7 protein-coding genes are annotated in these 14,199 nt (G+C 77.2%); all 7 read right to left on the bottom strand.

The window, feature by feature from the left end:
* Positions 1-188: 188 nt before the first annotated feature.
* From IE98_RS0107175 to IE98_RS0107205, 7 genes are read right to left on the bottom strand one after another with little or no spacing between them, the layout of a single operon-like run.
* Positions 189-1,676, bottom strand: a complete 1,488-nt coding sequence (locus IE98_RS0107175) for a SagB/ThcOx family dehydrogenase (protein WP_159400844.1) — start codon at positions 1,674-1,676, stop codon at positions 189-191.
* Positions 1,677-1,734: 58 nt separating this feature from the next.
* Positions 1,735-3,999: a TOMM precursor leader peptide-binding protein gene (locus tag IE98_RS0107180; protein ID WP_030265981.1), complete on the bottom strand. Its 2,265-nt coding sequence runs from the start codon at positions 3,997-3,999 to the stop codon at positions 1,735-1,737.
* 24 nt (positions 4,000-4,023) lie between these two features.
* Complete coding sequence (locus IE98_RS0107185) at positions 4,024-7,293, bottom strand: DUF4135 domain-containing protein (RefSeq protein ID WP_030265983.1); 3,270 nt, start codon at positions 7,291-7,293, stop codon at positions 4,024-4,026.
* Between the two features lies 1 nt (position 7,294).
* Positions 7,295-9,535: an ATP-binding cassette domain-containing protein gene (locus tag IE98_RS0107190; protein WP_052390223.1), complete on the bottom strand. Its 2,241-nt coding sequence runs from the start codon at positions 9,533-9,535 to the stop codon at positions 7,295-7,297.
* Positions 9,532-11,904 (bottom strand): ATP-binding cassette domain-containing protein, encoded by a 2,373-nt coding sequence (locus IE98_RS0107195; RefSeq protein ID WP_052390224.1) that lies wholly within the window; start codon positions 11,902-11,904, stop codon positions 9,532-9,534. Before IE98_RS0107195 ends, IE98_RS0107190 begins: the two co-directional genes overlap by 4 nt.
* A complete protein-coding gene (locus tag IE98_RS0107200; RefSeq protein ID WP_030265991.1) occupies positions 11,901-12,860 on the bottom strand; it encodes an HlyD family efflux transporter periplasmic adaptor subunit in 960 nt (319 codons plus the stop codon). Before IE98_RS0107200 ends, IE98_RS0107195 begins: the two co-directional genes overlap by 4 nt.
* Entirely contained in the window at positions 12,857-14,107 is a 1,251-nt protein-coding gene (locus tag IE98_RS0107205) for a cytochrome P450 (RefSeq protein WP_030265994.1), read from the bottom strand. The genes IE98_RS0107200 and IE98_RS0107205 overlap by 4 nt, the downstream gene beginning before the upstream one ends.
* Positions 14,108-14,199 lie beyond the last annotated feature (92 nt).

The raw sequence follows: 14,199 nt of genomic DNA on the forward strand, positions 1-14,199 counted from the left end.
GGCCGAAGGCCGGGGGGAGAACTGCGCAACCCAGGCTGCGGGCCAACCACTTAGGGGCGCGGGGAACTGCGCGGTTCGGATGTGGTCCACCTCTCGACATCGCGTCGACCCGAAAATGGGCCGGCCCGACTCGGCAGGTGCACCTTCTCCGAATTGCGCAGCTCCCCGCGCCCCTGCTCGGCTCGGCCCTATCCCCTTGCCTCGGCGACCATGTCGGCGAAGCCGTGGGCGGTGCGGGGGACGTCGGACGGGCGGCTGCCGATGAGGAATTCGCCGACGGAGGACTCCGCCGTCCAGTCCAGGCCGAGGGCGCGGGCGGCCGCGTCGGTGTCCCCCGAGCCGAGCCCGCAGGGGGCCAGCCCCATCGCCGTCGCCACCAGGTACAGCGTCTGGTAGACCACGCCGACGTGCTTGAGCGTCAGCGCGTACGCGATCTGGCTGTACTTCCAGGAGAGCCGCCCGAACCGCGAGGTCACGGTGAGCAGGACCTGCGGGTCGACGCTGCAGCCGGTCGCCCGCCAGGCCGCCGTCATCAGCTCGCGGAAGGCGGTCTCGTCCCCCGGTCCGGAGAAGGGCCGCGGGCGGAGCCGGTGTGCGGCCGCGTCGTACCGGTAGACCCCGGGCACCAGCCCCTCGCAGCGGACGACCGAGAGGTAGACCTCCAGTTCGCCGGTGGCGCCGCCGGCCGGGTAGGGCCGGTCGACGATGTCGTAGCCGTGCGGGTCGGCCGGGTCGCCGGGGATCACCCGCCGGACCCGGGCCACCCGGTAGAGCAGTTCGCCGAGTTGGTCGAGGGTGACGGGCCGCTCGGCGTACGTGCGCACGGAGCGGCGGCCCTCCAGGACTTCGGAGAGGGCCGGGTCGCGGGCGAGCACTTCGTCCCAGTCGGGGACGGGCAGGTCGATGCCGGCGCCCTCCTCGCGCGGGCCGGTGCCGGGGATCGCCGGCAGCTGGGCGACCTCGGGGTGGGCGAAGACGCCGCCGCTCGGGTAGTCGTGCCGGCCCGGGCGGCTGCGGGCGTGGAAGAGCAGGTCGTGGAAGTCCCAGAGCGGGGGTTCGCCCTGGGCGGTGTCGTCGAGGAAGCCCGCGCCGGCGAGCAGTCCGGCGAGCGAGCGTCCGGCGGCCGGGGCGAGCCCGGCCAGCAGGGCCGCTTCGTCGACCGAGCGGGAGGCGGTGACCGCCGCGACGAAGGCGCCCGCGGCGGGCCGGTGCAGGGTGAGCCGGAAGGGTGCCGTCGGGGATTCGAGGACGCAGGCCCCGGCGTGCTCCTCGGGCAGCCGTCGCAGGTAGGCGAAGCGGGAGAGCACGGCGGTGTCGGCGGACCGGCCGAGGCCGGGCAGCCCGGCCGAGCGGGCGATCGGGACGGCGGTGGCCAGCGGCACGCCGAGCGGGTCGGCGAGGGTGGTGGTGACCAGGTACGGGAAGCGCCGCAGCAGGTGCAGCAGCCTGCCGCCGGCGGGGAGTTCGTCGAGGTCGATCTCGGTGCGGGTGAGTTCGGCGAGCCGGTCGACGGTGTCGGCGCCGAGGGCGTGGACCCGCTGGCGGCCCCAGGGGTGGCTGAGTTCGAGGTCGTCGCCCTGGGCGGTGACGACGACCTCCGGGCGCAGCCGCAGCAGGGTGCGCAGCGGGCCGCCGCCGGCCGCGAGGTCGGGCGGGAGCTGTTCGGTCACGGTCATGCGGAGTACCTCCTCCGGGAGGGGCGGGCCGCCGAGCAGCACGGCGGCCCGCACGTCGTCAGATGAAGATCGGGACGGGGTTGAGGTCCTCCTCCCGGGTCGGCCGGTCGAGCCAGCCGAGGGCGAGCGGCACGTCGTAGAGGCGGCCGGGGGCGAAGCGGGCCCAGAAGTGCCGCATGCCGGGGACGATCACCTTGGCGACCGGCAGGCCGACGTCGGGGCGGGTCTGGTCGAGCACCAGGAACTCCATGCCTCGTTCCTCGACGAGGCGTCGGGCGAGCCTGAGGTCGTCGGCGAGGTCGGTGCCGGCGAGTTCCGCCCAGCGGCCTGGGCCGGCGGCCGGGGCTGCGGGGTCGGGCAGCAGGTGCGGGTTGCCGGCGACGGTGGCCGTGGTCCACCAGGCCTTCTGCTCGGGGTCGGCGCCGGCGTAGCCGACCCGGCCCTCGGCGTCGCCGGCGACGGGGCCGAGGAACTGGTTCATCTCGGTGAGCGCCCGGGTGAGGGCGATGTGCGGGTCGAGGTGGGCGCCGAAGGCGATCAGGATGTCCTCGGCGGGCTTGTCGAGGCGCCGGGAGAACGCGCCGACCACCGGGATGCCGAAGTCCGAGGTGAGGTCGAGCGCCCAGATCTCGCGCCGCAACCCCCGGTAGATGTCGCGGAGTTCGGCGGTGTACGGGTCGCCGAAGGCATCCAGGTCGACGGCGGGCCGCTGCACCCGGTTGTACCACCAGAGGGCGACGGCGTCGCGTTCGACGAGTTCCAGGAAGCCCTGCAGGGCGGCGTCCTCGAAGGAGGTCCCTGCCGCGCAGCCGTTGGAGTCGCCGGCGGCGAAGAAGCCGTGGCGGTGCCGGTAGCCGTAGTACAGCGACATGGTGGGCAGCCAGCGGGTGCGCTGCTCGGTGAGCGACCAGGCGGGCGACCATTCGATCCGGTCGTCCTCGCGGAACCGCTCGGGGACGGTGTTGAACATCGAGCGGCGGGCGTTCCAGCGGGCCCGCTCCTCGTACTGGCGGTCGCTGTAGAGCAGGGTGCGGGCGGGGTGGATCGCGGCGTCGCCGAGTTCGGTGAAGCTGGCGGTGCGGCGGGCCTCGTCGCCCTGGAAGACGCCGGAGTAGCGTTCCATCGCCTCGCCGAGGGCGCTGGCCCGGGCCTGGACGTCGGTGCGGCCCTTGCCGCAGCTCACCGAGCGCAGGCCGGTGCGCAGTTGGCGCAGGTCGCCGCTCTGCCGGGAGAGATTCTGCCCGGAAACGTACACCCGCAGGCCGGTGGGGGTGCGGGCGGCGGGCACGAGGGAGGTCACCACGCCCGTCACCGGGGAGAGTTGGGGCCGGTAGCGCTCCAGCATGTCCTCCGGGGAGGCGGAGCGGTGGCCGCCGTCGGCGGTGAAGGCCTTCAGCCGGGGGGCGAACTCGACGGGGGCGAGCTGGCGTTCGGCCATCAGGCCGGCCTCGCCGCAGGCCGGGCACTGCGGGCGGCGGACGAGCTTGTGGCGTTCGGCCTCCAGCAGGACGGTGTCGAAGGTGAGCACCACCGGCTCCGCGGGACGCACCCCGGCGAGCCACTTGGCGGCCTCCAGGGCGGCGAGCTGGGCGCCGGTGCCGAGGGTGGGGGCGAGGTGGGCGCCGGCGGTGGAGATCGGGGTGTCCTGGCCGAGCCGGTGCTGCAGGTAGCTGAGCGACTGGCGGTTGGCGGAGAGCCGGTGGGCGAGGCACTCCCAGCAGCCGGTGGCGTCCTGCCCGGCGTCCGGGGTCGCGGGGACGAAGACCGGGCCGACCCAGACGATCGAGCCGACCGGGCGGGCGAGCAGCCAGGGGCGGCCGCTCGCGCGGGCGGCGCGGTCCCGGTCGGCGAGGCCGGGGTGCAGGTAGTCCTCGGTGAGGGCGACGGTGAACCCGGCGTCCTCGTCGACGGTGACGCCGGCGGCGGCGAGCGCGTCGAGGAAGGGCTGCGGGTCCAGGTCTCCGTACACCTCGACCCGGGCGCGGGAGGTGCGCAGCGCGGCGGAGGCGGCGGCGCCGTCCAGGCCGGCCATCTCCAGGTAGGCGGCGCCGGCCGGGTCGTCGACGGGACCGGCCGGGGCGAGGTAGCCGCGGTCGCGGAGGGTGCCGACGGCGCCGAGGACCTTGTCGGCGGGGACGGTGCCGTCCAGGGCGGCACCGATCTGCTCGGGGGTGCGGGTGCCGTCCAGCAGCGGGGCGAGGCACTGGGCGAGGGCGCCGTCGACCACGGAGACGCCGCGCTCGGAGACCAGGTAGACGGCCTCGCCGTCGACGACGTACGGGGTGTAGTGGCGTTTGAAGCCGATCGCGGTGGTGTCGGACATGGCGGTCCCTCGGGTCTCGGGCGGTCAGCGCAGGGTGGCGAGCGGGGCGGTGGCGGGGTCGAGCAGGCGCAGCAACAGCAGGCCGACGGCGGCGGTGCCGTCCAGGGCGCCGAGGTTGATCCGGTCGTCGGCGGCCCGGTCGGGGTACCAGCGGCCGGTGGCCTCGCGGCGGGCGATCAGCTCGCCGACGAGCAGCCCGGCGGCCTCCCGGCCGTCGTAGAACGGGCCGGGCAGCAGCGCGTCGGCACCCTCGGGGACGGTGTGCAGCAGGCCGGCCTCGGCGGCGGTGAGCGCCTCGGCCGCGGTGGCGACCAGGTCGCGGGTGGTACGGCCGGCGATCTGTGCGGCGCCGACCGGCGGGGTGAGGGCGCCGAGTTCGGCGGGGTCGACGGTGCCGGCGCCGAGCGAGACGGCGGTGTCCAGGCAGGCGAGCCGGCCGGCCCGGGTCGCGGTGGCGAAGCGGTGGCCGCGGAGGCGTTCGCGGACGGTCTCGGGGGCGGCGAGCAGGCCGGGCGCCTCGCCGAGGGTGCGGGCGAGGGCGGCGGCGACCGAGTCGGGGCCGGCCGGGACGAGGTCGAGGAAGCCGTTGTCGGCCGGCTCCTCGCCCGGTTCGGCGGAGAGGGCGTCCAGTGCGGTGGCGGCCAGGGTGCGGATGCCGTCCTCGGTCGGCGCGTGGCCGGGGCCGGTGGCGCGGCGCAGCCGCAGCAGGTTGAGCAGCAGGCCTGCGGTGCCCATCGGGGTGTCGGGCTGCGGGGTGCGGGCGGGGCGTCCGGGGCGGGGTTCGGCGGGGGTGGCGACGGCGAGTGCGCCGGGCACCAGGGCCTGGGCGCGGGTGAGGAGTTCGGGTTCGCCGAGCAGGACGCCGGCGCGGGCGAGGGCGTGGATCAGCGAGCCGGGGCCGGCGAGTCCGCCGGGGACGGGGGCACCGGCGGCGAGCCGGGTGTCGGCGGCGAAGGCGAAGCCGCGCGGGGAGTCCGGGTCGATGAGGTCGGCGGCGGTGGTGAGGGCGTGCAGGGCGGCACGGTGGAAGCGGGGTTCGCCGGTGGCGGCCCAGAGTTCGGCGAGCAGCACGGCGAGGCCGGGGGTGCCGGTGACGAGGTCGAGGCCGAGCACCTCGACCTGGCGCAGGTTGGTGCCGGGGTACCAGCTCTGGCCGAGCCAGCCGTGCCCGCGCCGGTCGGCGAGGATGCGGTCGCCGACGGCGACGGCGTGGCCGAGGAGTTCGCCGGAACCAGGGGTGGCGGTACGGCGGGTGCGGGCGCCGGCCGGGGCGGGCCGTTCGGTGCCGGCCCGGGCGGCGTCGATGCAGCCGGTGAGGACGGCGAGGTGGGTGTCGAGGTCGAAGGTGTCGAGTTCGGCGACCCGGTGCTGGAGGCGCTGCCAGCCGGTGCCCTGGAAGTGTCCGGGGATCTCCCGGCCGTCGGCGGTGAAGACCGAGGTGGAGGTGGTGAGCGAGCGAAAGAAGGGGATGTCGAGGACGCGGTAGGAGTCGAGTTCGGCGAGGACGACGTCCAGCAGGTCGCCGCGGCCGGGGTCGCCGGCCCGGGCGGTGACGGCGCCGTGCAGGGCGCCCGCGATGACCGTCTCGCGGGTGGCGCCGCTGTCGAGCGCGAGCGGGCTGGTCGAGGCGCGGACGATCTTGTAACCGTCCCAGGTGTGCCGCCAGATGTAGCGCACCCAGATGCCCCGGAAGGGCGCCAGCGGGCCGTCCGCGGAGGCGAGTTCGCCGCGCAGTGCGTACAGCGCGGCGTGCATCTCGCGGTAGCCGGCGGTCAGCTCGTCGGTGTACTGCCACGGGTCGGCGGTCTCGTCGCCGTGGACGGGCCGGTACGGGGGCAGCGGCAGGGCGGGCACGCCGGGGGCGACCTCCAGGCTGCCGACCCGGGAGAGGCAGCCGATGTCGAGGGCACCGGAGTGCTTGGCGGGCGTCCACGCCTGGAAGGCCATCGCGGTGCGCACCACGGTGGACTCCAGCTCGTCGAGCAGGCCGTGCTGGCCGGGGCTGAGCACCGGCGGCGCCTGCACCCGCGGGTAGAGCAGGCACTCCAGGTCGATCAGGGCGGGGTGCTCGCCGTCGGCGACCAGGTTGTCGGCCCACAGGTCGCGGCCCTCCAGCAGCTGGACGAGCCGGATCGTCATGCCGAGCCGCCGGTAGAAGCGGGCGAAGCCGCCGCGGTCCGCGCAGGGGCGGTGCGGGACGAGCTCCTCCCAGCCGTAGTCGCTCTCGCAGTCGGCGGCGAGCGAGGCGCCGTGGCCGTCGTCGCCGCGGTCGCTGCGCAGCAGCACGGTGCGCACCGGCAGGTCGAGCGGGAGGTCCCGGTTGAGCCGGCGGACGAGGTCGAGGTAGGCGGCGGCGTGCCGCATGTCCTTGGGCTTGTAGACGACGGCCCGGCCCGTCGCGAAGTGCAGCAGGGCGACCGAGCGGCCGCCGGCGTGCCGGTCGCCGGCGTCGCCGCGGACCCGGTCGAGCGGGCCCGGGTCCGCGCCCTCCCAGAGCTGTTCGACGAGCAGCGCCCGGTCGGCGGCGAGCCGGGCGAACAGCTCGGTCTGCACGTGCTGCCACTGCCGGCAGACGGTGCCGACCAGGTAGGCGAGGGCGGGCAGCCGCTCCAGCCGGGCGAGCCAGCCCTCGGCGGAGGTGTCCAGGCCGCCGGCGGCGTCCCAGTCGGTGGCGCGCGGGCGGCCGGTGGCGGCCTGCAGCTCGTGGCAGAGCGAGAGGTTGCAGGCCTCGGTGAGCCGGGTGGTCAGGGCGTCGGCCAGGTCTTTGCGGGCCCGGTCGGTGACCGGGACGCCGAGGATCCCGCCGGGCCCGTCGGGCAGCAGCGCCCGGGCGGCGGCCCCGAAGGCTGCGGTGAGGGCGCCGGGCGCGGAGGTCTCCGGGCCGGGTGCGGCGGGCAGGGTGCGCAGGAAGGCGGCGAGGGCGAGCGCCCAGGGCGGCAGCGCGGCCGCGTCGGCGAGGACGACCGGGCGCAGGCCGTCGCCGAGCGGCCGGCCGGTCTCCGCGAGGTGGTCGAGCAGGACGCCGGCGCCGCCGTGGCCGCCGGCGGCGCGGCGCAGCCAGGTGTCGACGGCGGCGGCGCGGGTCCGCCGGTCCTCGTCCGGGTCGGGGGCGAAGTGCGCGGTGCCGTCCGCCCGGGCGGCGGCCCGGTCCTCGAAGGAGGCCGCGGCGGCCACCACGGCGCGCAGCCGCTCGTCGCCCCGGGCGGTGCCGGGGAGCAGCCGGGCGGGGCCGTCGGCACCCTCGTCGGCGGCTGCGTCGGCGGGGCGGAGCCAGGTCTGCAGGTCGAGCGACATCTCACATCTCCTGGAGTCGGGCGAGGCGGGTGAACAGCGGGTCGGTGCCGAGCAGTTCGTCGTACGTGCCGGCGGCGGTGACCCGCCCGCCGGAGAGCACGTGGATGCGGTCGGCGGTGCGGACGGTGCTGAGCCGGTGGGCGATGACGATGCGGGTGGTGTCGAGGCCGGCGACGGCCTCGGCGACCTTGCGCTGGGTGGCGTTGTCGAGGGCGGAGGTGGCCTCGTCGAGCAGCAGCACGGCGGGCCGGCGGACGAGGGCGCGGGCCAGCAGCAGCCGCTGGACCTGGCCGCCGGAGAAGCCCTGGGCGTCCTCGCCGATCCGGGTGCCGAGGCCGAGCGGCAGGCGGCGCAGGTCGTCGGCGATGCCGGCGAGTTCGGCGGCCTCCCAGATGCGGTCCTCGGTGACCTCGCTGTCGGTGCCGGCGAGGTTCTCCAGCAGCGAGCCGCGCAGCATCCGGCCGTGCTGGAGGACGGCGCCGAGCCGGCGGCGGACCAGTCGGGCGTCGAGCGTGGCGAGGTCGCGGCCGTCGTAGCGGACGGTGCCGGACTCCGGCTGCTCGAAGCCGAGCAGCAGCCGGACGAGGGTGGACTTGCCGGCGCCGGACGGGCCGACCACGGCGACGAGTTCGCCGGGTGCGGCGTGCAGCGAGACGCCGTCCAGGGCGGGGGCGGCGGTGCCCGGGTAGCGGAACACCGCGTTCTCCAGGGCGACCTCGCCGCCGAGCGGGCCCGGGTCGGCGAGCGCCCCGCGGCGCTCGCTCGGTCCGGACTCGGCGAGGATCGGCCGCAGCCGGTGCAGCACGGGGGCGATGCCGTACGCACCGGCGGCGGCGTGGGTGACCTGGCCGAGCGCCATGGCGATCTGGCCGGCCGCGACACCGGCGGCCATCAGGTGCCCGGACGGGGTGTCCCCGGCCGCCGTCGCGCCCGCCAGCAGCACCGCCAGCAGCAGCGGCTGCAGGGCGGCGGTCAGCGCGCCCGCCGCGGCGTCGGCCCGCTGGGCGGCGGCGTCGGCCCGCTTCTGCGCGGCGAAGGGCACCGCCCAGCGGGCGAAGGCCTGGATCTCCCGGCCCGCCGTCTGGATCTTGTCGATGCCGAGCAGCAGCCCGTACAGCACGCCCTGCAGCCGGCCGTGCAGGGCGAACACCTCGCTCTCGTACCGCTGCCGGCGGCGGCCGAGGGCCAGCAGCAGCCCGGTGACCACCAGGACGGCGAGCAGCAGCAGCGCGCCGAGCCACGGGTCGACCAGCAGCAGCACGGTCAGCCCGGAGGTGGCGAACACCGCGCCGAGCACGGCGCCGACCAGCACCTCGGACATCGCCTGGCGGGCCTGGGCGACGGCGTTCGCCCGGTGCACCAGGTCGCCGGTGGTGAAGTCGCGGAAGAACCGGGCGTCGTGGCCCAGCAGCCGGTCCCAGACGGCCGGTTCCAGTGCGGACTGCACCCGCCCGGTCAGCCGGACGGCCGCCGTGTTGCGGACGAGCACCAGCAGCCAGGACGCCGCCACCGCCGACCCCAGCAGCAGGGCCAGCCAGCGGACGGGGTGCCGGTCCGCCGCGAGCAGCTTCGGCAGCAGCACACCGGTGCTGAGCGGCACCAGCAGGCCGAGCAGGGCCGCGGCCAGGCCGGCCGCGGTGAGCCGGCCGAGGTCCCGGCGGGCACCCGGGACGGCCAGCACGAACCGGGCCAGCCCGGCCGGACCGAGCGCACCGGGCGGCAGCGGCGGGTACAGCAGCAGTGCCCGCCGCTGCAGCGCCACCCGGTGCTTGCGGCCGGCGGGTCGGGCGCCCGCCGGGTCGTACCGCCGGTGGCCGCCGGACGGGCGCGGCACCAGCGCGATCGGACGGCCGTCGTCCGCGGCGAACCCGACCACCGGGCCGGCCAGCCCGGCCGGGTCGCCGTACCCGTCCGGGCACTCCGGCAGGGTGATCGGGCGGGACCGCACCCCGGCCGACCGCAGCAGCGCGGCCAGCGGGTCACGGGCCGTCCGCACCGCGGCGGGCAGGTCCGCGGGCGGCCGGCCGTCCTCGCTGCGGAGGCCCGGCGGGTCGAGGCCGAGCGCGTCGAGGACGGCCCGGGCCCGGTCGGCCGGCTCGGTGGCGGCGGGCGGCGGTGCGGCGGCCGCCGGGCCCGCGGTGTGCAGCTCGCCGAGGGCGGCGGCCAGCGCCGCCCGGTTGGCGGCGGCGGTGGCGGCCGGACCCGAGGTTGCGGGGGCCGCCGGGGTCGTCGCGGTGGTCATGCGGTCTCCTGGGTGCCGGTCGCCCGGTCGGCGAGCGGGGTGTCGGTGCGCGCGGTGTCGGCCAGCAGCGTGTCGGCGCGCGCGGTGTCGGCGAGCGCGGTGTCGGCGAGCGCGGTGTCGGCCAGCAGGGTGCGGTACGGGCCCGGGACGGCGGCGAGTTCGGCCGGGGTGCCCTGCTGGACGATCCGGCCGTCCGCGATCACCACCACCCGGTCGGCGGCCTGCACGGTGCTCAGCCGGTGGGCGAGCACCAGGCAGCTCGTGCCGCGGCGGCGCAGGTGCGCGTTGACGGCGGCCTCGGTGTGGGCGTCGAGGGCCGAGGTGGCCTCGTCCAGGACCAGCAGGGCCGGCTCCAGGGCGAGCGCCCGGGCGAGTTCCAGGCGCTGGCGTTCGCCGCCGGAGAGGTTGCGGGCGTCCTCCTCGATCCGGGCGCCGTCCGGGCCGCCGCGGCGGCGCACCAGCTCGGCGGCCTCGGCGTCGGCGAGCGCCCGGTGCAGGGCGTCCTCGGGCAGGGTCGGGTCCCAGAGCGTGAGGTTCTCCCGGACGGTGCCCTCGAAGAGCCGCAACTGCTGTTCCACGTAAGCCACCTGGGCGGTCACCACGGACCGGTGCCAGTCGTCGCGGGGGCGCCCGTCGAGCAGCACCCGGCCGCTCCAGGGCCGGAGCACCCCGGCGGCGAGCCGGGCCACGGTGGACTTGCCGCTGCCGCTGGTGCCGACCACGGCGACCCACTCCCCCGGGCGGATCCGCAGCGAGATGCCGGAGATCGCCGGCGGCCGGTTGGGGTCGTAGCCGAAGGAGACGTCCTGCAGCTCCAACTCACCGCTCAGCCGGACGGGTTCGGCGGGTGCGTCGAGGACGGGGGCGAGGAAGGGGTCCGGCTCGGTGGTCTCCACGTCCTCCAGCAGCGCGTTCTGCGCCCGGGCGACGGTGAACTCCGACCCGACGCCGACCAGTTGGCCGACCGGCAGGAGGAAGCCGTTGAGCAGCAGCAGGAAGGCCACCAGGGTGCCCAGGGTGAGCGAGCCGCCGAGCAGCAGCGCGGTGCCCGCCACCACCACGGTCGCGGTGGCGGCCGAGTTGAGCGCACCCGGCAGCGACAGCGGCACGATCACCGCGGCCGTCACTTTCTGGCCGGTCTCCATCGCCCGGGCCTGCCAGCCTGCCCAGGAGCGGAAGAAGGAGTCCTCGGCGCCCTCGGCCTTGACCGTCTCGATCGCCGACACCCCGGCGAAGGCGACGCCGTCGCGCTTGTACTGCTCGGCGTGCAGCCGGTGCACCAGACCGCCGCGGCGCCGGTCGGCGACCCGCAGCGCCAGCACGTCCAGCACCGCGACGGCGACCGGCACGGCCACGAGCCGGGGCTCCAGCCAGGCCAGCGCGCCCAGGTGGACGGCGGCCCCGGCGGCGGAGGCGGCGGCGCCCGCGGCCCGGTACGAGAGCAGCGCGGCCAGGCCGTCGTTCATCTGCACCCGGGTCACCAGGCCGCCGAGCTGCCGCCGGTGGAAGAACGAGCCGGGCAGCCGCAGCATCCGCCAGAGGAAGCCGGACGAGCCGCGGGCGGCCATCGCCTCCAGCACCCGGTTGACCAGGCTCTGCTGCAGCCAGGTGCCGAGCAGCACCGTCGCGGCGACGGCGGCCGCCGTCAGGGTCAGCGGCAGCGCCCAGGAGGCGGTGCCGGCCAGGGTCACCGAGGCGAGGTAGGCCCGCAGCAGGAACGCCGCCGCCACCCCCGGCACCGCCAGCAGCACCGCCAGCAGCACGGCGAGCAGCAGCGGGCCGGCGAACGGCCGCATCCGGCCGGTCAGGGCGTGGAGCAGCGGGAAGCGGCGGCCGCCGCGCTCGAAGTCCGGGCCCGGTTCGAAGCCGACCGCGATCCCGGCGAAGGACTCCCAGAACTCCCCGGGCGAGGCCGAGTAGGTGCCGAGGGAGGGGTCGTTGATGTGGACGCGGCCGCGCCGGACGCCCTCGAAGACGGCGAAGTGCGGGCCGGTGACCAGCACCATCGACGGCACCGGCACCTTCTCCAGGCCGAGCAGCCGGCCCTCGGCGCGCACCACCCGGCGGCCGCGGGCGTTCAGCCCGTACCGGCCGGCGGCGCGGGCCACCGCGGCGGCGCTCACCCCGTCCCGGCTGACCCCGCAGGACCGGGACGCCTCCTGCAGGGTCACCCGCCGGCCGAAGGCGCCGAGCACCACGGCGAGGCAGGCGGCGCCGCAGTCCTGCTCCTCCATCTGCGGGACCACCGGGGTGCGCAGGTACCGGCGCGGCCTGCGCCGCCGCGAGGCCTTCGCGGGCTTCTGCGGCACGGCGGCCCGGCCGGGCGCGTCAGCGGCGGCGGCCGGGGTCTCCCGGACGTCGAGGCTCATCGCGCGACCCCCTTGCCGAGCACGGCCTGGTACGGGTGGCGGGCGCCGAGGTCGAGGTTCACGGTGACCGGCAGCGGGCCCGGCAGGGCCGCCGCCGACCGCTGTGCGGCGGGCGGGAGTTCGGCGTACGCCGTCCAGACCGGGGCCGCACCGGCGGGCAGGCCCGGCAGGGCGACGGGCAGGGTGCCGTCCAGCGAGTCGGCGCGGGCGGGCAGCGGGTCGACGGCGGTGATCACGGCCCGGACGGGCGCCCCACCGGGGACGGGGACGAGCACCGTCCGGCCCGGCCGCAGCTCCCGGGCCCGCGTCGGGTCGGTGGCGAACAGCCGGACGGTCAGCGGGAGTCCGGCCGGGTCGAGGGTGAGGACGGGCGCGCCGGGGGCCAACAGCCCGCCAGGGCCGGCCGCCAGCGCGGAGACCGTGCCGGCCCGATCGGCCCGCACCTCGGACTGGCGCCCGTCGGTGCCGCGCACCACGGCCACGGCCTGCCCGGCCGCCACCCGCTCGCCGGGCGACACCAGCAGGCGGACGAGCGTGCCCGCCTGCTCGGCCCGGACGGTCGCCGGGGCGGTGCCGTGGGCCACCACTGCGGGCAGGGCCACGGTGTGCGGCAGCGTGCCGAGCACCACCCAGGCCGTCCCGGCACCGACCGCGAGCAGCAGCGCCGCGGCGGCGGCCGACAGCCGGGCACCGACCAGCCGTACCGGCTGGTCCAGCCCGGGTTCGAGGACGGCCGCGGCCCGCCCGGCGGCCGCCGCGGTCGCGGGGGTCGCGGGGGTCGCGGGGGTCGGCTCTGCCGTGCGCGCCGCGCCGGGTGGTGCGGGCTCGGGCGGGGGCGTCGGGGCCGGGGCCTGCTCCCCCGCGGCGGTGGGCGTCGGAGTCACGGCCGGCTTCGGGGCCGGTGCGGCGGTCGTGCCGCCGCGGCGGGCGCGCTTCCTGGTGGCGGTTCCGCTCATGCCTGCCCCACCTCCGCGAGGACCGGTCGGGGCGGGCACTGCAGCGGTAGTTCGCGCAGGCCGCCGAAGACGAACTGGGTGCTCCAGGGGGCGGTTCGGGCGGTGAGCGGGGTGCTCAGGGCACGGTGCTCGCCGGCCGCCGCGAGACCCCGCAGGACGGCGGCCCCCGCCATCAGGGAGAGCGGGGCGCCGAGGCAGTGGTGCGGACCGTGGCCGAAGGCCAGGTGGCGCAGTTCGGCCCGGTCCGGGTCGAAGCGGTCGGGATCGGCGAAGCGCCGCGGGTCCCGGTTGGCGGCGGCGTACAGCAGCAGGACGACCCGGCCCGCCGGGATCACCGTCCCGGCGACCTCCACCTCGCGGGTCAGGGCACGGGCACTGGCCCGGACGGGGCTGCCGAGCCGCTGGGCCTCGTCGAAGACGGCGGCGGCGTCGGCGGGCCGCTCGCGCAGCCGCTCGGCGAGCCCCGGGGTGTGCAGCAACTGCCAGACGGCGAAGGAGAGTCCCGAGGTGAGCGTCTCCAGGCCGTTGGCCAGCAGCATGACGACGAAGGCCAGCAGGTCCTGGTCGTCGAGCCGGCCCTCGCCGCGGGCGGCCGCGAGTCGGCTGATCAGGTCGTCGCCGGGCCGGGCCGCGCGGGAGGCGCAGAGTTCCTCCACGTAGCCGCGGAACTCCTCGAACTCCGCGTCGAGTTCGGCGATGCGGGCGGCACCCTCGGTGCCGTCGAAGTCGTCCAGCAGGGAGCGGGCGACCAGGCGGGCCCAGCCGGTGACGCGGTCCTGCTCGCTGTCGGGGATGTCGAGGATCGCGCAGGAGACGGCGACCGGCAGCGGCACGGACAGGTCGGCGACCACGTCGAACGCGCCTGCGGCGAGAAGGGGTCGGAGCATCCGCCCGGCGGTGGACTCGATCCGCTGCCGCATCTGCTCCAGCCGGCGGGCGCTGAAGGCGGTGGTGGCGAGCCGCTTGAGCCGGGTGTGGTCGGCGCCGTCGCGCATCGGCAGCATCCGGTCGACCACGCGGGAGAGCGCGGTGGCACCGGCCCGGGGCAGCCCGACGGCGGTCGGGTCGACGGTGGTGCCGGGGTGCATGAGGACGGTGACGATCTCCTCGTAGCCGGCCACGACGTGCACCCGGCCGAGGTCGAGGACCGGCGCCTCGGCGAGCAGTCGGCGGTAGAGCGCGGGTGGGTCCTGCTGCGCGGCGGGCTGTTGGATGAACCGCGTCAGCTCGTGCCGGAGGCTGTCCATGCCCGGCTCTCCTCAACTGGGTCGGTGGCGTGCGGAGTTGGGCGCGGAAACAGGGGTGCCGCGGTGGAACCCGCAGGGCGGGCCCACCGCGG

This window comes from Streptomyces sp. NRRL B-24484 (genome assembly GCF_000717715.1).
In the GTDB taxonomy this organism is placed as follows: domain Bacteria; phylum Actinomycetota; class Actinomycetes; order Streptomycetales; family Streptomycetaceae; genus Kitasatospora.

Excerpts from the sequence above, each read along its gene's own strand:
- IE98_RS0107195 (WP_052390224.1), bottom strand. The coding sequence starts at position 11,904 with ATGAGCCTCGACGTCCGGGAGACCCCGGCCGCCGCCGCTGACGCGCCC.
- IE98_RS0107175 (WP_159400844.1), bottom strand. The coding sequence starts at position 1,676 with ATGACCGTGACCGAACAGCTCCCGCCCGACCTCGCGGCCGGCGGCGGC.
- IE98_RS0107205 (WP_030265994.1), bottom strand. The coding sequence starts at position 14,107 with ATGGACAGCCTCCGGCACGAGCTGACGCGGTTCATCCAACAGCCCGCC.
- IE98_RS0107200 (WP_030265991.1), bottom strand. The coding sequence starts at position 12,860 with ATGAGCGGAACCGCCACCAGGAAGCGCGCCCGCCGCGGCGGCACGACC.
- IE98_RS0107180 (WP_030265981.1), bottom strand. The coding sequence starts at position 3,999 with ATGTCCGACACCACCGCGATCGGCTTCAAACGCCACTACACCCCGTAC.
- IE98_RS0107185 (WP_030265983.1), bottom strand. The coding sequence starts at position 7,293 with ATGTCGCTCGACCTGCAGACCTGGCTCCGCCCCGCCGACGCAGCCGCC.
- IE98_RS0107190 (WP_052390223.1), bottom strand. The coding sequence starts at position 9,535 with ATGACCACCGCGACGACCCCGGCGGCCCCCGCAACCTCGGGTCCGGCC.